Annotated in this window: 17 protein-coding genes; 12 read left to right on the top strand and 5 right to left on the bottom strand. The window is 74.5% G+C overall.

The window, feature by feature from the left end; genetic code table 11:
- Nucleotides 1–190: 190 nt before the first annotated feature.
- The 3 genes from GPA02_RS00735 to GPA02_RS00725 are packed head-to-tail and all read left to right on the top strand — an operon-like array spanning nt 191 to nt 4,238.
- Complete coding sequence (locus GPA02_RS00735; protein ID WP_156197930.1) at nt 191–2,293, top strand: M3 family metallopeptidase; 2,103 nt, start codon at nt 191–193, stop codon at nt 2,291–2,293.
- A gap of 2 nt (nt 2,294–2,295) precedes the next feature.
- Nucleotides 2,296–2,922, top strand: a complete 627-nt coding sequence (locus tag GPA02_RS00730; protein ID WP_156197929.1) for a riboflavin synthase — start codon at nt 2,296–2,298, stop codon at nt 2,920–2,922.
- The gene (locus tag GPA02_RS00725; protein ID WP_156197928.1) at nt 2,919–4,238 is read left to right on the top strand and encodes a M20/M25/M40 family metallo-hydrolase; all 1,320 of its coding nucleotides are present in this window, start codon (nt 2,919–2,921) and stop codon (nt 4,236–4,238) included. Before GPA02_RS00730 ends, GPA02_RS00725 begins: the two co-directional genes overlap by 4 nt.
- A gap of 28 nt (nt 4,239–4,266) precedes the next feature.
- On the opposite strand, the gene GPA02_RS00720 is transcribed toward GPA02_RS00725, so the two are convergent.
- Nucleotides 4,267–4,479 (bottom strand): DUF5703 family protein, encoded by a 213-nt coding sequence (locus tag GPA02_RS00720; RefSeq protein ID WP_156197927.1) that lies wholly within the window; start codon nt 4,477–4,479, stop codon nt 4,267–4,269.
- 20 nt (nt 4,480–4,499) lie between these two features.
- Between GPA02_RS00720 and GPA02_RS18965 the strand changes: the two genes are divergently transcribed.
- On the top strand, nt 4,500–4,913 hold the full coding sequence (locus GPA02_RS18965) for a DNA primase (RefSeq protein WP_338027370.1): 414 nt from the start codon (nt 4,500–4,502) through the stop codon (nt 4,911–4,913).
- 14 nt (nt 4,914–4,927) lie between these two features.
- On the opposite strand, the gene GPA02_RS00710 is transcribed toward GPA02_RS18965, so the two are convergent.
- On the bottom strand, nt 4,928–5,863 hold the full coding sequence (locus GPA02_RS00710; RefSeq protein ID WP_156197926.1) for an aldo/keto reductase: 936 nt from the start codon (nt 5,861–5,863) through the stop codon (nt 4,928–4,930).
- Nucleotides 5,864–5,909: 46 nt separating this feature from the next.
- On the opposite strand from GPA02_RS00710, the gene GPA02_RS00705 reads away from it, so the two are divergent.
- Together GPA02_RS00705 and mshC are read left to right on the top strand one after the other, a co-directional pair.
- Entirely contained in the window at nt 5,910–6,755 is an 846-nt protein-coding gene (locus tag GPA02_RS00705) for an undecaprenyl-diphosphate phosphatase (protein WP_156197925.1), read from the top strand.
- A 10-nt stretch (nt 6,756–6,765) separates the two neighbouring features.
- A complete protein-coding gene (gene mshC, locus GPA02_RS00700; protein ID WP_156197924.1) occupies nt 6,766–7,977 on the top strand; it encodes a cysteine--1-D-myo-inosityl 2-amino-2-deoxy-alpha-D-glucopyranoside ligase in 1,212 nt (403 codons plus the stop codon).
- 27 nt (nt 7,978–8,004) lie between these two features.
- Here the strand turns inward: mshC and GPA02_RS00695 are convergent, their stop codons facing one another.
- Entirely contained in the window at nt 8,005–8,820 is an 816-nt protein-coding gene (locus GPA02_RS00695) for a PAC2 family protein (RefSeq protein WP_156198136.1), read from the bottom strand.
- Between the two features lie 245 nt (nt 8,821–9,065).
- Between GPA02_RS00695 and GPA02_RS00690 the strand changes: the two genes are divergently transcribed.
- Nucleotides 9,066–9,587: a flavodoxin family protein gene (locus GPA02_RS00690; RefSeq protein WP_156198135.1), complete on the top strand. Its 522-nt coding sequence runs from the start codon at nt 9,066–9,068 to the stop codon at nt 9,585–9,587.
- A gap of 3 nt (nt 9,588–9,590) precedes the next feature.
- Here GPA02_RS00690 and GPA02_RS00685 read toward each other — a convergent pair whose 3' ends face one another.
- Complete coding sequence (locus GPA02_RS00685; RefSeq protein ID WP_156197923.1) at nt 9,591–11,516, bottom strand: heavy metal translocating P-type ATPase; 1,926 nt, start codon at nt 11,514–11,516, stop codon at nt 9,591–9,593.
- A 134-nt stretch (nt 11,517–11,650) separates the two neighbouring features.
- Between GPA02_RS00685 and GPA02_RS00680 the strand changes: the two genes are divergently transcribed.
- Nucleotides 11,651–13,033 (top strand): MBL fold metallo-hydrolase RNA specificity domain-containing protein, encoded by a 1,383-nt coding sequence (locus GPA02_RS00680; RefSeq protein ID WP_156197922.1) that lies wholly within the window; start codon nt 11,651–11,653, stop codon nt 13,031–13,033.
- Between the two features lie 316 nt (nt 13,034–13,349).
- On the opposite strand, the gene GPA02_RS00675 is transcribed toward GPA02_RS00680, so the two are convergent.
- Entirely contained in the window at nt 13,350–14,165 is an 816-nt protein-coding gene (locus GPA02_RS00675) for an SDR family NAD(P)-dependent oxidoreductase (protein WP_156197921.1), read from the bottom strand.
- Nucleotides 14,166–14,305: 140 nt separating this feature from the next.
- On the opposite strand from GPA02_RS00675, the gene GPA02_RS00670 reads away from it, so the two are divergent.
- From GPA02_RS00670 to GPA02_RS00655, 4 genes are all read left to right on the top strand, one after another.
- A complete protein-coding gene (locus tag GPA02_RS00670; protein ID WP_156197920.1) occupies nt 14,306–15,226 on the top strand; it encodes a LysR family transcriptional regulator in 921 nt (306 codons plus the stop codon).
- Nucleotides 15,227–15,555: 329 nt separating this feature from the next.
- Complete coding sequence (locus tag GPA02_RS00665) at nt 15,556–16,218, top strand: HAD family hydrolase (RefSeq protein ID WP_240133800.1); 663 nt, start codon at nt 15,556–15,558, stop codon at nt 16,216–16,218.
- Nucleotides 16,211–17,320 (top strand): site-2 protease family protein, encoded by a 1,110-nt coding sequence (locus GPA02_RS00660; protein WP_162457663.1) that lies wholly within the window; start codon nt 16,211–16,213, stop codon nt 17,318–17,320. Before GPA02_RS00665 ends, GPA02_RS00660 begins: the two co-directional genes overlap by 8 nt.
- A gap of 110 nt (nt 17,321–17,430) precedes the next feature.
- Nucleotides 17,431–18,477 (top strand): tRNA (adenine-N1)-methyltransferase, encoded by a 1,047-nt coding sequence (locus GPA02_RS00655; RefSeq protein ID WP_156198134.1) that lies wholly within the window; start codon nt 17,431–17,433, stop codon nt 18,475–18,477.
- Nucleotides 18,478–18,484: the final 7 nt, after the last annotated feature.

Raw genomic sequence — 18,484 nt, 5'->3', positions numbered from 1 at the left:
GGGAAGCGTCGGGGCCGACTGCGCGACGGTCGTGCGGAGGGGGGCCGACGACCGGTCGCGGCAGGCCGAGTGCTCAAGCTCCCGAGGGGGACGGGAAGGGTTCTCGGCCGCTGTCATGCTAGCGCGGGGCCCTCCGCCGGCCCAGGGTGCACGGGCGCATGCGCACCGGGCATCGGCGACAATGCCTGGCATGGAGACCTCGACGGCCGGCTCGCCCACCCCGACGACGGACCCGGGAGCGGCGGCGATCCCGCTGCTGGACGCCGGCCTCCCCGACTTCCCCGCGCTCACGCCCGAGCGGCTGCGCGACGCCGTGCTCGCCGCGACCGCGGCGCAGCGGGCCGTCTGGGACGAGGTGGCAACCGACCCGGAGCCGCCGACGGTCGCGAACACCCTCGACAGGATCGAGGCGGCCCGCGCCGACGTGCGGCACGCCTTCTGGGCGCTGTACACGCTCGCCGGCTCGGCGGCCGACGACGCCACCCGCGCCGCCGAGAGCGAGCTCGCCCCGGTGATGGCCGCCCATCGCGACGCGTTCTACCTCGACAAGCGTCTCTACGAGCGGCTGCGCACGCTGCGCGACGGCCTCGTCGACCCGGACCCCGAGGTGGCCTGGCTGCTGCACCGCTACCTCGAGGACTTCGAGCGCGCCGGCATCGCGCTCGACGACGCCGAGGCGGCCCGGCTGCGCGAGCTCAACACCGCCATCAGCGCCGCCCAGACCGAGTTCGCGCAGCGCGCAGCCGCGGGCATGGCGGCGGCCGCGGTGCACGTCGAGGACGAGCGCCTGCTCGCCGGGCTGCCCGCCGAGACCGTGTCCGGGCTGCGGCGCTCCGCCGCCGACCGCGGAACCGACGGCGCCCTCGTCACCTTCATCCTCCCGACGGCGCAGCCGATCGTCACGCAGAGCCCGAGCCGTGAGCTGCGCGAGCGCGTGCACCGCGCCTCGGTGGCGCGCGGCTCCGGCGTCGACCCCGCGAGCGACACCCGCGAGCTCGTGCTCCGCCTCGCGCGTCTGCGCGCCGAACGTGCCGTCATGCTCGGCCACCCCCACCACGCGGCGTACGTCGCCGCCGGCGGCACGGCCCGTTCGACCGACGCCGTCGCCGGCATGCTCGCGCAGCTCGCGGGGCCCGCCGTGCGCAACGCGCACGCCGAGGCCGACGAGCTGCAGCAAGCGCTGACACGCGACGATCCGGACGCGACGCTGCAGCCCTGGGACTGGGGCTACTACGCCGACCGCGTCCGGTCGGAGACCTACCAGGTCGACGAGGCCGCGCTGCGCCCCTACCTCGAGCTCGACAACGTGCTGCTCGGCGGCGTCTTCCTCGCCGCCGAGCGGCTCTACGGGCTCACCTTCGCCGAGCGACCCGACCTGCCCGGCTACGCCGACGGTGTCCGCGTCTTCGAGGTCACCCGCCCCGACGGCAGCCGCGGCGGTCTGTTCGTCGCCGACTACTACGCCCGCGAGGGCAAGCGCGGCGGCGCCTGGATGCACCAGCTCACCGAGCCGTCACGGCTGACCGGCGAGCTGCCCGTCGTCGTCAACAACCTCAACGTCACCCGGCCCGCGCCGGGCGAGCCCACGCTGCTCACCTGGGACGAGGTCACGACGGCGTTCCACGAGTTCGGCCACGCGCTGCACGCGCTGCTCAGCGACGTCCACTACCCGTCGCTGTCCGGCACCGCGGTGCCGCGCGACTTCGTCGAGTACCCCTCGCAGGTCAACGAGATGTGGGCGTGGCACCCCGAGATCCTCGCCAGCTACGCGCGCCACCACGAGACCGGCGAGCCCATGCCCGCGCACCTCCTCGACGCGCTGCGCGAGTCGCAGGCCTGCGGCGAGGGGTTCCGCACCACCGAGTTCCTCGCGGCCGCGCTGCTCGACCAGGCCTGGCACACCCTCGCCCCCGACGAGGTGCCCACCGACGTCGCCGACGTCGAGGCGTTCGAGGCCCGGGCCCTCGCCGAGGCCGGCGTGGCGATGGAGACCGTGCCGCCGCGCTACCGCACCACGTACTTCAACCACGCCTTCGGTGGCGGTTACGACGCCGGCTACTACTCCTACATCTGGAGCGAGGTGCTCGACGCCGACACCGTCGAGTGGTTCCGCACCGAGGCCGCGCAGGGCGACGACGGCGGGCTCAACCGGCAGGCCGGCGACCGCTTCCGCGACGCGCTGCTCGCGCGCGGCCACTCGCGCGACCCGCTCGCCTCCTACCGCGAGCTGCGCGGTCGCGACGCCGACATCGGGCCGCTGCTGCGCCGTCGTCGGCTCACCGGGGAGGGCTGAGCGTGTTCACCGGCATCATCGAGGAGCTCGGCACCCTGGCGGCGCGCACCGACGGCGCCGAGTCGAGCGTGATCGAGGTCCACGCCTCGACGGTCGCGACCGACCTGCGGCACGGCGACTCGGTCGCGGTCGACGGCGTCTGCCTCACGGTCACCTCGGCGACCGGCTCCGGCTTCACCGCCGACGTCATGGCCGAGACGCTCGCACGCTCGACGCTCGGTCGGCTGCGCACCGGCGACCCCGTGAACCTCGAGCGCGCGATGCGCGCCGACGGCCGCTTCGGCGGCCACGTCGTGCAGGGCCACGTCGACGCCACGACGACCGTGCTCGCACGCGAGCCCGGGGAGGCGTGGGAGGTCGTCACGCTCGCGCTGCCCGAGCAGCTGCGCCCCTACGTCGTGCACAAGGGCTCGATCGCGCTCGACGGCGTCTCGCTCACCGTCTCGGCGCGCGACGACACCACGTTCGCGGTCAGCCTCGTCCCGACCACCCTGCAGCTGACCACGCTGGGCGTGCGCCGCCCCGGCGACGAGGTCAACGTCGAGGTCGACGTGCTCGCCAAGTACGTCGAGTCGATGCTGCGCCACGGCCACCTCACGCACCCGACCACGATGGAGACCTCCCGATGACCACCGCCCCGATCGACCCGGGCGTCGACGCCGTCCGGATCTGCCGCGAGCTGATCCGGATCGACTCCTCCAACTACGGTGACGACTCCGGACCCGGGGAGCGCGAGGTCGCCGAGAAGGTCGTCGAGCTGCTGACCGAGGTGGGCTACGACCCCACCTACGTGGAGTCCCGCCCGCGCCGCGGCACCGTGCTGCTGCGCATCCCGGGTCAGGACCCCACCCGCCCGGCGCTCGTCGTGCACGGCCACACCGACGTCGTGCCCGCGCAGGCGTCGGACTGGAAGATGGACCCGTTCGGCGGCGACGAGATGGACGGCATGATCTGGGGCCGTGGCGCCGTCGACATGAAGGACATGGACGCGATGATCCTCGCCGTCCTGCGCGACATGCGCCGCACCGGGTGGCAGCCCGCCCGGGACCTCGTCGTCGCGTTCTTCGCCGACGAGGAGGCGGGCGGCAAGCTCGGCGCCAGCTGGGTCGTCGACAACCACCCGGAGTGGTTCGAGGGCGCCACCGAGGCGATCAGCGAGGTCGGCGGCTTCAGCATCGAGCTCGACGGGCGCCGCACCTACCTGCTGCAGACCGCGGAGAAGGGCATCGCGTGGTTGCGGCTGGTCGCCGACGGCACCGCGGGGCACGGCTCGCAGGTCAACGTCGACAACGCGGTGACGCGCCTCGCCGAGGCCGTCGCCCGCATCGGGCGGCACCGGTTCGACACGACCCTCGGCCCGACCGTGACGGCGTTCCTGCGCGGTGTCGCCGACCTGCTCGGCAAGCGGTTCGACGCCGAGGACCCCGCGAGCATCGAGGACCTGGTCGCATCGCTCGGCCCGATGAGCAAGTTCGTCGGCTCCACCACGGCCGACTACGCCAACCCGACCCAGCTCGACGCCGGCTACAAGGCCAACGTCGTCCCGGGGCAGGCGAGCGCCGCCGTCGACGTCCGGTTCCTGCCGGGTCACGAGGAGGACGTGCTCGCGACCGTGCGCGAGCTCGCGGGGGAGGGTGTGCGGGTCGAGGACATCCACCGCGACATCGCGCTCGAGGTGCCGTTCTCGGGCGACCTCGTCGACGCCATGGTCGCCTCGCTCGACGCCGAGGACCCGGGCGCCCAGGTGCTGCCCTACATGCTCTCGGGCGGCACGGACAACAAGTCGCTCGCGCGGCTCGGCATCACCGGCTACGGGTTCGCGCCGCTGCGGCTGCCTCCCGAGCTCGACTTCGCCGGCATGTTCCACGGCGTCGACGAGCGCGTGCCCGTGGAGTCGGTGGAGTTCGGGGTGCGGGTGCTGCGGCGGTTCCTGCAGACCTGCTGAGGCCCGCCGGTGGGTGCGGTCGGCCGCGTCAGAGCGTGGAGCTCACGCGGATGATCCGACGCCGCAGCCACACCTTGCGGTGCCCGCCCACGTAGAGGCGCAGCCGGGCCAGCTCCCACTTGCCGTACTCCGCCTCCTCGGTGAGCATGCGGCGCACCTCGCCTCGTGACGCGGTGCGCGGGAGCGTGAGCACCTTGACCTCGTAGGAGGGTGCGGGTCGCGACCCGCTCGTACGCGGCATGCGCATCACTGTATAGCGCTGTGCGCGGTACGGCGCGGACCGCTACGTTTGCGCCTATGGCCACCGATCCGCGTGCAGCTCTCGACCGACTCGTCGCCGCGCTCCACGCCCACCTGGAGGCTGCGACGACCGCCCAGGACCCCGAGGAGGACGCGGTCCTGGACGCCGCGTCGGCCCTGGCCGACGCCTTCGACGCCTACGACGAGGCGCTCTACGACGCCACCGGCGTCGACACCCCGTTCTACCTGGACGACGACGACCTCGACGACGACGACGAGGACGACGACGCGGACGAGGAGGACGACGACCTGGAGGACCTCGACGACCTCGACGACGAGGACGCGGACGAGGATGACGACGACGCGGACGACGACGAGGACGCCGACGACGAGGACGACGACCTCGACGAGGACGAGGACGACGACGAGCGCTGAGCGCCCGGCGCGGCTCAGCGCGGCGTGGGCGTGGTGATCTCGTCGAGCACGTCGCGGATCTCGTCCGGCAGCTCCAGGTCGACGGCGGCGAGCGAGCCGCGCAGCTGTGCGGGAGTCCGAGCACCGACGACGACGCTGCTCACGCCGGGCGCGTCGCGCGCCCAGGCGAGCGCGACCTCCACGGGCGCACGCCCCAGCCCGTCGGCGGCGGTGGCGACCGCCTCGACGACACGGCGCGCCTCCGCCGTCAGGTAGGGCTCGACGAACCCGCGCAGGTGCGGCGACGCGGCGCGCGAGTCGGCGGGCACCGAGTGCCGGTACTTCGCCGACAGCACACCGCGGCCGAGGGGCGACCAGGCGATCAGGCCGACGCCCAGCGCCTCGGCGGCCGGCAGCAGCTCGGCCTCGGCAGAGCGGTTGAGCAGCGACATCTCGGTCTGCACGCACGCCAGACCCGGGTCGCCCTCCAGCAGCGTCGCCAGCCGCGCCACCTGCCAGGCCGGGTGGTTCGCCAGCCCGACGTACCGGGCGCGGCCGGACCGCACCGCGTGGGCGAGCGTGCTCGCGGTCTCGTGCGCGGGCGTGCCGGGGTCCGGCGCCTGCACGAGCCACACGTCGACGTGGTCGGTGCCGAGGCGCCGCAGCGTCTCGTCGAGCGAGCGCAGCAGCGCGCCCCGCGAGGCGTCGACCCGTCCGTGCGCGACGCCGGAGCGCGCCGCGATCACGAGCTCGTCGCGGTCGACCTCCTCTCGGAGCAGCCCGCCGATGATGTCGAGCGCCCCGCCGTCGGAGTAGGTCGCCGCGGTGTCGAGCAGGCTGCCGCCGGCGTCGAGGAAGACCTTGAGCTGCTCGGCGGCCTCGTGCTCGTCGGTGTCGCGCCCCCACGTCATCGTGCCGAGCCCCACCGACGAGGTCCGCAGACCCGTGCGCCCCAACCGCCGCCACTCCATGCAGGCAGGTTAGTGGTCCGGCAGCGCCCAACTACTCTTGCGCCTCGTGTCCTTCTTCGAAGCGGTGATCCTCGGTCTCGTCCAGGGCCTGACGGAGTTCCTGCCGATCTCCTCGAGCGCGCACCTGCGGATCGTCGGGGACCTGCTCGGCGCCGACCCGGGGGCGGCGTTCAGCGCGATCACGCAGATCGGCACCGAGGCGGCGGTGCTGCTCTACTTCCGGCGCGACATCGCCCGCATCGTCAGCCGCTGGGTCAAGTCGCTGCCCGTCGGTCCGTGGGCGCGGCAGGTGCCGTCCGACGACCCGGACGCGCGGATGGGCTGGTACGTCATCCTGGGGTCGATCCCGATCGTCGTGCTCGGGCTGCTGTTCCAGGACGCGATCGAGCACGCCCTGCGCAACCTCTGGATCACCGCGGCGGTGCTCGCGGGGTTCGCGATCATCCTCGGCTGGGCCGACCACGTGGGCGCCAAGACCAAGACGCTGCGCGAGCTGACGTTGCGCGACGGCATCCTCTTCGGTCTCGCGCAGGCGCTCGCGCTCGTGCCGGGCGTGTCGCGCTCGGGCGGCACGATCACCGCCGGGTTGCTGCTGGGCTACACGCGCGAGGCCGCCGCGCGCTACTCGTTCCTGCTCGCCATCCCCGCCGTCATGGGGTCCGGCCTCTACCAGGTGGTCAAGAGCGGCGGGACCGGCGGCGACGCCGGCACGGTGGCGACGATCGTCGCGACGCTGGTGGCCTTCGTCGTCGGCTATCTCGTGATCATCGCCTTCCTGAAGATCGTCTCCACCTACTCCTACCGGGGCTTCGTCTACTACCGGATCGGGCTGGCGGCCGTGGTCGTGCTGCTCCTCGTCGCCGGTGTCGTCGACCCCCTGCCCGCCGGATAGGCTCGGCACCGTGCAGAGCTGGAGCGACCCCGAGATCCCCGACGTCGAGGGACAGGGGCCGGTCCCACGGCTCCACGACACCGCCTCGGGCGAGCGCCGTGAGCTGAGCGGTGCCGGCGGGCGGGTCGGCCTCTACGTCTGCGGCATCACGCCGTACGACTCCACCCACCTGGGCCACGCGGCCACCTACGTCGCGTTCGACACCCTCGTGCGGGCGTGGCTCGACGCCGGCCGCAACGTCACGTACGTGCAGAACGTCACCGACGTCGACGACCCGCTGCTCGAGCGTGCGGAGGAGACCGGTGTGGACTGGCGCGAGCTGGCCGAGACCGAGATCGCGCGCTTCCGCTCCGACATGGAGGCGCTGCGCGTCATCCCGCCGACCCGGTACGTCGGCGTCGTCGAGTCGGTCGACAAGGTCGCCGCGGCGGTCTCGGACATGCTCCACCAGGGCAGCGCCTACGTCGTCGGCGACGACGTCTACGCCGACCTGGCCTCCGACCCGCTCGTCGGGTCGGTCAGCCACCTCGACGACGCCGAGATGGACGCGCTGTTCGCCGAGCGCGGCGGCGACCCGGACACCCCGGGCAAGCGGCACCCGCGCGACCCGCTGCTGTGGCGCGGCGCACGACCGGGGGAGCCCTCCTGGCCCGGCGGCGACCTCGGCGAGGGGCGCCCCGGCTGGCACATCGAGTGCGCCGTCATCGCGCGTGACGGGCTGGAGATCCCGTTCACGGTGCAGGGCGGCGGCTACGACCTGGTGTACCCGCACCACGAGATGTCGACGGCGCACCTGCGCGAGTGCACCGGCGTCACCCACCCGGCCGACGCCTTCGTGCACACGGGGCTGGTCGGCTACCAGGGCCACAAGATGAGCAAGTCGCTCGGCAACCTCGTGTTCGTGAGCGAGCTGCTCGGCGACGGCGTCCCGGCCGACGTCGTACGGCTCGTGCTGCTCGGGCAGCACTACCGCACGGACTGGGAGTACACGACCGACCTGCTGTTCGACGCGGCGCAGCGCTGGCAGCGGTGGCGCGACGCCGCCCACCTCGCGGGCGACGCCGACGAGTCGGCCGCGGTCGCGCGGCTGCGCGAGGCGGTCGCCGACGACCTGGACACCCCGACCGCGCTGGCGGTCGTCGACGAGTGGTCCCGCCGCCCGGGCCGTGGACGCGGCATCGTGCCGGCGGTCGCGGCGCTGCTCGGCGTCGAGATCGGCTGAGCCGGCCGACGCCGTCCGGCCGGTCGGTCAGCCCGCGTCGCCCCCGCCGCCGCGGCGGCGCAGGTAGCGCTCGAACTCGCGGGCGATCGCCTCGCCGCTGGCCTCGGGCAGGTCGACGGTGTCCTTGGCCTCCTCGAGCTGCCGCACGTACTCGGCGACCTCGGGGTCCTCGGCGGCCAGCTCGTCGACGCCCCGCTGCCAGGCGGCTGCGTCCTCGCTCAGCTCGCCGGTGGGGATCGGCTCCGCGAGGACCTCCTCGAGCGCGGACAGCAGTGCGAGCGTCGCCTTGGGGGAGGGCGGCTGCGACACGTAGTGCGGCACGGCGGCCCAGATCGAGAGCGTGTGCATGCCGCGCTCGGCCGCCATGTGACCGAGCACGCCGACGATGCCGGTCGGGCCCTCGTACTCGCTGGCCTCGACGCCCAGCAGCGCCTGCACCTGCGGGTCGTCGGAGGAGGTCTGCACCGGGATCGGTCGGGTGTGGGGCGCGTCGGCGAGCAACGCCCCGACCGTGACGACGGTGCCGACCCGCAGCTCCTCGGCGGCGTCGAGGAGCTCGTTGCAGTAGGTGCGCCAGCGCATCGACGGCTCGGTGCCCTGTACGAGCACGACGCTGCGGCCCAGGCCCGGGCTGAGCGCGATCGAGACCGTGGTCACCGGCCACTGGATCGAGCGGGTGCCGTCCGCGTCGCGGCTGACCATCGGGCGGTTGACCTGGAAGTCGTGGTACGGCTCGGGGTCGAGCGTGCGCACCTCGCGCGCGCGCCACGCCTCCGCGAGGGTCGCGACCGCCGCCGAGGCCGCCGAGCCCGCGTCGTTCCAGCCCTCGAACGCGGCGATCATGATCGCCGGGGGGACCTCGGGCCGGTCCGCTGCGTGCCTGGGAGTGCTCACGACGCCAGCCTAATCGCGCGGCGCCCGGCACCCCCTGCGAGGTTCGCCCTCGGCGGAGGGTCGCGACGCCGTCGTCGGCGGCGCCGGACCTGCCCGGCGGCACGACGGGGACCAAGGACCCTGCCGCGCCGCCGAGGAGCCGCGCAGACTGGTGGCCTGACCACCGCCGCGTGGCCGACTGGAGGCAGAGCGCCATGGACGTCGTCGTCGTGTACGAGACGCATTTCGGGCAGACGCGGGCTGTCGCCCTCGAGGTCGCGGAGGGGGCGCGCAGCGCCGGTGCGGCGGTGAGCGTCGTCACCGTCGACGCCGCCTCGCCCGACCTGGTGGCCGGCGCCGACCTCCTGGTCGTCGGGGCACCGACGCACGCGGAGGGCATGAGCCGCCCGCGGACACGCGGCTGGGCGCACCCGCAGACGGTGGGCACGCACGGTGACGTCGGCGACGGCGTCCGCGAGTGGCTGCACGGCGTGCCGGCGTCCGGGGCGGGGCAGCGCGCGGCGGCGTTCGACACCCGGCTGCCGTTCGCGATGGCCGGCGGTGCCGCCCGAGGCGTCGCCAGGGCGCTGCGCGCCCACGGCTTCGCGCTCGCCGTCGAACCCGAGGGGTTCGTGGTCGTGGACATCGACGGGCCCCTGCAGAAGGGCGAGCTGGCACGCGCGCGCTCCTGGGGTGCCGCCCTCGTGCGCGCAGCGGCGGCCCCCGCGACGCCTTGAGCGTCAGGGGCCGTCCGTCCGGTCGTGAACGACACGGGCCGGGAGGACGGCCGACGCTGCGCTGGCGGCGGCGCCGGGACCCTCGCCGGCGGTGGGCGCCCCACGCTCCGCGGCGCCCGGCCGGGCTGCCAGCAGCGCCCACAGCGTGCACGTGAGGTCGACCGCCTCCTGCAGCCACGCGCCGACGATCGCCGGGAGCGCGCCGGCGGCGGCGACCAGCATCAGCACGACCGACAGCCCGACGCCGATGACGATGGCCTGCCACGCCACCCGCATCGTGCGTCGCCCGATCCGGACCGCCTGCACGGTCCGCGAGAGGTCGTCGAGCATCACGACGACGTCGGCCGACTCGCTGGCCGCCGTCGACCCCTTGGCGCCCATCGCCACACCGATGTCGGCGACGGCCAGGACCGGGGCGTCGTTGATCCCGTCCCCGATCATCATGACCGGGCGGTCGGGCACCGACCCGACGATGTCGACCTTGTCCCGCGGCAGCAGCTCGGCGCGGACGTCGTCGATGCCGACCTCGGCGGCGACGTGCCGTGCCGTGTCGCCGGTGTCGCCGGTGACGACGAGGACGGAGCGCACCCCGGTCGCACGCAGCGCGGCCACGGTCGCCGCGGCCTCGCCGCGCACGGGGTCCGCGAGACCGATGACCCCGGCGTCGCGGCCGTCGACGGCGACGTGCACACCGGTGCGTCCGGGGGACGGGTGCGCCAGCTCCGCCCCGCCCACGGCGTCCGACACGAAGCTGCGCTTGCCCACCACGACGCGACGCCCGTCCACCGTCGCTGTGACGCCGTGCGCCGTGCGCTCCTCGACGTCGTGCGCGGCGGGGACCGGCGACCCCTCGGCGGCCGCGACGATCGCCGCAGCGAGCGGGTGGGTGGAGTACCGCTCCACCGCGGCGGCGAGCCGGAGGACCTCGCTCGGCTCGAACGGGTCCGTGGCGCGGACCTCGACGACCTCCGGTCGGCCGCGCGTCAACGTGCCGGTCTTGTCGAGGGCGACCGTGCGGACGTGGGCGAGACGCTCCAGGATCGACGCCGACTTGCAGATGATGCCCGACCGCGCGGCGCGCGACGTGCCCGCCATGAACGCGACGGGGGCGGCGATGATGAGCGGGCAGGGGGTCGCGACGACGAGCACCTCGGCGAACCGGACGGGGTCGCCGGTGAGAGCCCAGGCCGTGGCGCCGATCGTGTACGCGAGCACGCTGAACGGCAGCGCGACCCTGTCGGCGAGCCGGACGAACGGCGCCTTCGAGGTCCGCGCCTGCGCGACCAGCGCGATGATCGCCTGGTACTGCGACCCGGCGGCCGTCGTCGTCGCGCGGACGAGCGCGGGAACCGTGGTGTCGATCGATCCCGACATCACGGCGTCGCCGCGACGGCGCTCGACGGGCAGCGGCTCACCGGTGAGGGAGGCCTCGTCGAACGCCGCGTCGTCGGTGAGCAGGACGCCGTCGACGGGCACGACCTCGCCGGGCTTGACCCAGAACCGGTCCCCGGCGCGGATCTCGTCGACCGGGACGTCGACGACACTGCCGTCGGGCCGTGCGAGGTGGGCCAGACGCGGCGCGCGCTCGAGCAGGGCGCCCAGCTCCCGGGCCGCACGGTTCGTCGCGTAGTCCTCGAGGGCCTCGCCGCCGGCGAGCATCAGGCACACCACGAGCGCCGCCCAGTGCTCGCCGACGAGGACGGTGGCCGCGATGGCGGTGGCTGCGAGGACGTCGACGCCGTAGGACCCCTTCCGCAGCGTCTGCACCATGTGCCGGGCCTGCCGCACCATGACCAGGGCGGCGAAGGCCGACACCAGCACCCGCGCGGGTGCCGCATGACCCGCGAGCTCCAGCACACCCGCGACGGTCCCGACCGCCAGCGTCACGAGGACCGCGGGGTAGGCGCGTGTGCGTCTGAGGAGCTCCACCGACCAAGCATGTCGTGAGCGCGGCAGCCCGACCAGGGCCGGTGGTCCTAGGTCCTTCGGGCCTGTCGAGCGCCCCGCGCACGGCGCAGACTCGTGGGGGAGGTCCGCTCCGACGGCAGCCGAAGGAGACGACGATGGGCGAGCAGATACCGGTCGCACTCACCTTCCTGGGTGCCGCCGGCACCGTGACCGGGAGCCGGTTCCTCGTCGAGAGGGCGAGCCGGCGGCTGCTGGTCGACTGCGGCCTCTACCAGGGCGGGAGGGCGTGGCGACGACGCAACTGGGCTCCGTTCCCGGTGCCGCCGGAGACGATCGACGACGTCGTCCTCAGCCACTGCCACCTCGACCACTGCGGGTACCTGCCGGTGCTGGTGCGGGACGGCTTCGACGGCCCGGTGCGGCTGAGCGCGGGCACCGCTGCGCTCGCCGGCATCGTGCTGCGCGACAGCGGCCACCTGCACGAGCGCGACGCCGAGGTCGCCCGGACCGCGGGGTGGTCGCGCCACGACCCGCCGCTGCCGCTGTACACCGTGGCCGACGCCGAGCGAGCCGTCGAGCGGTTCATGCCCGTCGGCTTCGACGCCGATGTCGACCTCGGGGACGACGTCGCGATCAGGCTGGTGCGGGCCGGTCACGTCCTGGGGTCGGCGAGCGTGCTCGTGACCGCCGGCACGAGCCGCGTCCTGTTCTCCGGCGACCTCGGCCGCCCGCACCACCCGGTGCTGCGTCCGCGCCCTGCACCGCCCGCCGCGCGTACGGTCGTGATCGAGTCCACCTACGGCGACCGCGAGCACCCCGTGACCTCCCGTCCGCACGCGGCCTTCGCCGACGCCGTCCGGCGCACCGTCGACCGCGGCGGCTCCGTGCTGGTGCCGGCGTTCGCGGTCGACCGCACCGAGCTGGTGCTGCACGCGCTCTCCACGATGATGCGGGCGGGTGAGATCCCGGTCGTGCCCGTCTTCGTGGACAGCCCGATGGCGCTCGCTGCGCTCGACGTCTACCGCGGACCGGCCGCGGCCGGCGAGATGCGTGCGGACACCCCGCTGCGGGTGGACCTGCCGTCGCTGCACGCCGCGAGGACGCCGGAGGAGTCGATGGCGCTCAACTCCCCGGAGCGCCCCTGCATCATCGTCTCGGCCTCGGGGATGGCGTCGGGCGGGCGCGTGGTCCACCACCTGCGGCACCTGCTGCCCGACCGCCGCCACTGCGTGGTCCTCACCGGCTACCAGGCGGTGGGCACGCGGGGACGGGCGCTCCTCGACGGCGCGCGCGAGCTGAAGATGATGGGCAGGTACGTCCCGGTCCGGGCCGAGGTCGTCGAGGACGAGGAGTTCTCCGTCCACGCCGACGCGAGCGAGCTCGTGGCGTGGCTGCGCCAGATGCCCGAGCCGCCGGAGACCGTCTACGTCGTGCACGGGGAGCCTGGCGCCGCCGAGTCGCTGGCCGAGCGCATCCGCGGCGAGATCGGGTGCGTCGCCGTGGTGCCACGGCTCGAGGAGCGGGTGCTGGTGGACTGACCGGCGGTCGTCGTGGGACGCGCGGCTCGGACCAGGCCGACCGGCCAGCCCAGCTGCGCGACGGACAGGACGCCAGGGTTCGCCAGCACGCCGACGCTCAGCCAGGTGTCGACGTCGAGCCCGTGACCCCGGGGCCCAGCAGCGCCGCGACCACGGCAGCACGATCGCGAGCGCCTCCCGCTCACGCGCCGCCGTCGCTCGAGGCGGTGACGACCTCGGCTCGGTTCAGTGACTGCGCTGCCGGTCCTGGCGGTTGTCACGAGAGCCAGCGGACCCCGGTCGAGGGATCCCGCCGGATCGCTGTGCGTCAGGGACGTCAGGCTGCCGAGGTGCCGAAGGCGGCGAGCGACACGGGCTGCCACTCCCTCCAGCCGCGCAGCCGCTCGGCGTAGATCTCCTCGATCTCCGGGAGCACCCGTCCCAGGATGATGCGGCGCGGCGGCTGCTCGGCGTCGACGACCGCGAGGATCGCGGGCGTGGTGGCGACGGGGTCGCCGACCACGAGCTCGGGGGCGTCGACCGCGCGGGTGGCCGCGTAGGCCGGCAGCTCCGCACTGCGCCGCGCACCGCGGGGGAGCCAGTCGGTGGCGTACGGTCCGGGCTCCACGCACGTGACATGGATGCCGAACCCGGCGACCTCCTGCGCGAGCGAGTCGCTGATGGCCTCCACGGCCCACTTCGACGCGTGGTAGGCGCCGATACCGGGATAGGCACGTACGCCGCCCTCGCTGGTGACCTGCAGCAGGTGGCCGCCACCCTGACCGCGCAGCACCGGCAGCACCGCCTGCGTCACCCACACGGTGCCGAAGAAGTTCGTCTCCAGCTGGTCGCGCAGCTCCCGCTCGGTCAGCTCCTCGACCATGCCGAAGTGCCCGTAGCCGGCATTGTTCACGACGACGTCGATGCGGCCGAACCGCCGCACCGCCAGGTCGATGCTCTCGAACACCCGCTCGCGGTCCGTGACGTCGAGCGCGAGCGGCAGCACCGAGTCGCCGAACCGCGCGACCACGTCGTCCAGCGCACCCGCGTCGCGCGCCGTCGCGACCACCCGGTCGCCACGCTCGAGGGCCGCCTCGGCCCAGAGTCGGCCGAAGCCGCTCGAGGTCCCGGTGATGAACCACACCTTGCTCATGTGTCGATCTCCTCTCGATCGGCTCCATCGTCCGAGAGGAACGCACATGCCACCAGCGACTGTTCAGCACATCCGACATTCCGCTCGGGCATGATGGATCGGTGTCCACCGTCCGCGCCAGGTGTTCCTGAGGGTCAGCGATGAGCCTCGACGTCCACCCCCAGCTCCTGCGCACGCTGCGGGCGGTGATCGAGACCGGCTCGTTCACCGGCGCGTCCGAGCGGCTCGGGTTCACGCAGTCAGCGGTGTCGAAGCAGGTCGCCGCGCTGGAGTCGGCCGCCGGCGTCCAGCTGTTCCGCCGGGGTTCGCGCGGCATCGAGCCCACGGCGGCCGGACTGCGACTCGCGGGTCGGGCAGCAGCGGTGATCGATCAGCTCGACGCCGCCCGCCGCGAGCTCGACGCAGTCCCGGCCCCCGTCGGCGGACGCGTCGCTCTCGGCGGCTTCCCGACGACGGCGATGGTCCTGGTCCCGCGCGCGTTGGCGCGGCTCCGCGCCGAGCACCCGTCGGTGCAGGTCGACTACGTGGAGTCCTCCACGCCGGTGCAGCTGCGGCGACTGCGTGCGGGCCGCCTCGACCTCGCCGTCGTCGCGGCGGGTGAGGGCCTGCCCGACTGGGACCTGACCGGCGTCGAGACCGAGGAACTGCCGTCCGCCCCGCTGATGGTCGCCGTCGCGGCGGGGCACCGGTTCGCCCGCGCCGGGCGGGTCGAGGTCGCGGAGCTGGAGGACGAGGTGTGGATCGCCGGGCGCGGCGTGCGGGGGGAGCCGCAGTTCGGTGCGTGGCCGACGCTGCCCCGCCCGGTCATCGGGGCCGAGCTCTCCGAGTGGTCGTCGCGCTTCGGGTATGTCGCCGCTGGGCTGGGCATCACGACGGTGCCCGGCCTGGCCGTCGATGCGCTCCCGGCAGGCGTGGTGGCGGTGGCGGTGGAGGACCCGCGGTGGCGAGGCCGCGGGATGCTGCTCGCGCACGTCGGGCGCCTCGACCCCGCTGCGTCACTGGTGCACGACGTGCTGCACCAGGTCTCGGGCGCGATCGCCACCGCGGCCCGGGGGAAGTGACACACAGCGGCTCCGACGTCGGCTCGGTTCGGCGAGCGCGCTGCCGAGAGCGGCGAGTGCCGGCAGCGCGGGCAGGCCGTGATGCGAAGCAATCATCCAGACCCGTGCGGAGGGGAGTGGTGGGGGCGACGCTGGCACCTGCTCTGGGCGGTCAGGGCTGACGACGAAGGTGCGACATCGCCACCTGTTGAGCCGTGCGAGCCGGACGGCGCCCGATGCGACTAGCCTCGACTGCATTGCCGTCCGCCAGACCTGGAGTCTCGTTGAACCTCTCCGATCACAGCGTTTCCGCAGGTGAGAAGCCTGCAGCAGCCCACACGCTCACGGCCGTGCTGTGGGACATGGACGGCACCCTCGTCGACTCCGAGCCCTACTGGCTCGCGGCGGAGCGCGATCTCGTCGAGGCCGCGGGCGCCACGTGGAACCCGGAGATCCTGCCGCACATGATCGGCAGCGCGCTGATGCGCAGCGCGAACCTGCTGCGGGAGTGGTTCGCGCTCGACCTCGAGCCGCAGGTCATCGTCGACACCCTCATCGACGGCGTCCTCGACCGGATGGCGCGCGACGGCGTGCCGTGGCGGCCCGGCGCCCGTGAGCTGCTGCTGGCGCTCGGCGAGGCCGGTGTGCCGTGCGCGCTGGTGACGATGTCCTGGCAGCGGATGGTCGACGTCGTGCTCGAGCAGCTGCCGGAGGGCGCCTTCGGCGCGGTCGTCACCGGCGACCGGGTCGCGCGCGGCAAGCCCCACCCGGAGCCGTACCTGACCGCGGCCGACGAGCTCGGCGTCGACATCGCCCGCGCGGTGGCGATCGAGGACTCGCTCCCCGGGCTCGCCTCCGCCGAGGCCTCCGGCGCCCGGGTGCTCGCCGTCGAGGCGCACGTGCCGCTGCCGGCAGCGCCCGGCCGCAGCCGCCTGACGACGCTCGCGGGCGTCGGTGTCGCCGACCTCGACGCGATCGCTGGCGGCGCCGTCGTCGACGTGGTCGGTGCGTAGCAACGGCCTGCGCCTCGGCTCGATCCGGGGCGTCCCCGTCTACCTCACCTCGGGGTGGGCGGTCATCGCGCTCGTGCTCGTGGTGCTGTTCGCACCGACCGTGCAGCGCGTGCTCGGGCTCGGCCTCGTGCCGGCCGCGGTCGTCGCCGCCGGCGTGCCGCTGCTGCTCGCGCTCAGCGTGCTGCTCCACGAGCTCGCGCACGGGCTCACCGCGCAGCGGCTGGGCGTCACGGTGCGCGAGTACGTGCTGTCGCTGTGGGGCGGGCACACCGCGTTCCACAGCGCGATCGACCGGCCCGGCGCGTCCGCGCTGGTCGCGGTCGTCGGCCCGGCGACCAACGGTGTGCTCGCCGCCGTGTTCTGGTGGGCCAGCGAGGCGGTCGCCTCGCCCGCCGCACGGCTCGTGCTCGCGGCCGTCGCCTTCACCAACGTCTTCGTCGCGGTCTTCAACGCGCTGCCCGCGCTGCCGATGGACGGCGGCCGGCTGCTCGAGGCGCTCGTGTGGCGGGTACGCGGCGACCGCGACCTCGGCACGCTCGTCGCGGCGCGCGTCGGGCAGGTGGTCGCGGTGCTCGTCGGCCTCGTGTCGCTCTACCTCGGTGCCGGCCGCGGCCGGCCGGACTGGGTGACCGTGATCTGGGGCGTCCTCATCGCCTCGATGCTCTGGCAGGGAGCGAGCGCGGCCGCGCGGCTCGCGCGCGCCCGCCGCGGCACCCGCGACGTCGACCTGTCGCAGTGGGTCGTGCCGGTGCTGCTGGTGCCCGAGCGGGCACCGGTGGCGGCCCTCCCCGGCAGGCTCGCCGGGACGGCGCCCGGCGCCGTCGTCGTGCTCGGCGACCAGGTCGGGCGCCCGGTCGCCTGGGTGCAGCCCGACTCGGTCGCGGCGGTCCCCGAGGCGGTGCGCGGCACGACGCCGCTGTCGGCCCTCGGCCAGCACCTGCCTCCCGAGGCGGTCGTCGTCGGCCACCGCGGTCCCGACGCCGTCGCCCGGCTCGCGCGGGCAGCGCGCGCCGGTGCCCGCTTCGTCGTGCTGGTCGAGCCCGGCGGCCGCCTGCTGGGCGCGGTCGACGTCGCCGACGCCGTCCGCCGGCTGCCGCGCTAGCGGACCGCCGCCCACGCGGTCGGGGGCCACGGGGCGCGCCACTACGCTGGCCTCCCGTGACCTCAGCCCAGCCGCCCACGGACGCCAGGCCCGCCGCCACCGGAGCGGAGATGCGCCGCGGCCCCTTCCGCGAGGGCGACCGCGTGCAGCTGACCGACCCCAAGGGCCGGCCGACCACGCTGACGCTGCGCGCCGGCGCGATGTTCCACACGCACAAGGGCTCCTTCGGCCACGACGCCCTCATCGGCGCTCCCGAGGGCACGGTCGTCGAGACCACCGGGGGCGTCCCCTACCTCGCGCTGCGGCCGCTGCTGTCCGACCACGTGCTGTCGATGCCGCGCGGCGCCGCCGTCATCTACCCCAAGGACGCGGCCCAGATCGTCACGATGGCCGACATCTACCCGGGTGCCCGCGTCGCCGAGGCCGGCGTGGGGTCGGGTGCGCTCACGCTGTCGCTGCTGCGCGCCGTCGGCGACAGCGGCTCGCTGCTGAGCATCGAGCGGCGCGAGGACTTCGCCGCGATCGCCCGCGGCAACGTCGAGACCTTCTTCGGCGGCCCGCACCCCGCCTGGCGGCTCGAGGTCGGCGACCTCCAGGAGGTGCTGCCCACCGCCGTCGAGCCCGGCACGCTCGACCGGCTCGTGCTCGACATGCTCGCGCCCTGGGAGTGCCTCGACGCCGCCGCGCAGGCCCTCGCGCCCGGTGGCGTGCTGCTGGCCTACGTCGCCACGACGACGCAGCTGTCGCGGTTCGCCGAGGACGCCAAGGACCAGGGCTGCTGGACCGAGCCCAGCGCGTGGGAGTCGCTCGTGCGCAGCTGGCACCTCGAGGGCCTCTCGGTGCGCCCCGACCACCGGATGGTCGCGCACACCGGCTTCCTCGTCACCACCCGCCGGATGGCGCCGGGCGTCACCGCCCCGATCCGCCGCCGGCGCCCGGCACCGGGCGCCTACAGCGAGCCCGTCAACGACTTCGAGGTCGCCGAGCTGGCGGCCGACGTGGGGGAGCGGGAGGTCTCCGCCAAGAAGATCCGCCGCGTGCTCCGCTCGCAGGAGGCCGAGCGGGAGCGGCGCGCCGCCCGTGAGGGCGACCCGCAGGGCGGTGCGGGCGTCCTCGCCGCCGACGGCGAGACGCCTCCGCCGTCGTCGGCCGACTGACCTATCG

It is taken from the genome of Actinotalea caeni (assembly GCF_009733795.1).
GTDB lineage: Bacteria > Actinomycetota > Actinomycetes > Actinomycetales > Beutenbergiaceae > Pseudactinotalea > Pseudactinotalea caeni.
The sequence above is the reverse complement of the archived record's forward strand: the minus strand, read 5'-3'. Positions and strand labels throughout refer to the sequence as shown.

Excerpts from the sequence above, each read along its gene's own strand:
- GPA02_RS00670 (WP_156197920.1), top strand. The coding sequence starts at position 14,306 with ATGAGCCTCGACGTCCACCCCCAGCTCCTGCGCACGCTGCGGGCGGTG.
- GPA02_RS00725 (WP_156197928.1), top strand. The coding sequence starts at position 2,919 with ATGACCACCGCCCCGATCGACCCGGGCGTCGACGCCGTCCGGATCTGC.
- GPA02_RS00690 (WP_156198135.1), top strand. The coding sequence starts at position 9,066 with ATGGACGTCGTCGTCGTGTACGAGACGCATTTCGGGCAGACGCGGGCT.
- GPA02_RS00735 (WP_156197930.1), top strand. The coding sequence starts at position 191 with ATGGAGACCTCGACGGCCGGCTCGCCCACCCCGACGACGGACCCGGGA.
- GPA02_RS00710 (WP_156197926.1), bottom strand. The coding sequence starts at position 5,863 with ATGGAGTGGCGGCGGTTGGGGCGCACGGGTCTGCGGACCTCGTCGGTG.
- GPA02_RS00680 (WP_156197922.1), top strand. The coding sequence starts at position 11,651 with ATGGGCGAGCAGATACCGGTCGCACTCACCTTCCTGGGTGCCGCCGGC.
- GPA02_RS00655 (WP_156198134.1), top strand. The coding sequence starts at position 17,431 with ATGCGCCGCGGCCCCTTCCGCGAGGGCGACCGCGTGCAGCTGACCGAC.
- GPA02_RS00720 (WP_156197927.1), bottom strand. The coding sequence starts at position 4,479 with ATGCCGCGTACGAGCGGGTCGCGACCCGCACCCTCCTACGAGGTCAAG.
- GPA02_RS00695 (WP_156198136.1), bottom strand. The coding sequence starts at position 8,820 with ATGATCGCCGCGTTCGAGGGCTGGAACGACGCGGGCTCGGCGGCCTCG.
- GPA02_RS00675 (WP_156197921.1), bottom strand. The coding sequence starts at position 14,165 with ATGAGCAAGGTGTGGTTCATCACCGGGACCTCGAGCGGCTTCGGCCGA.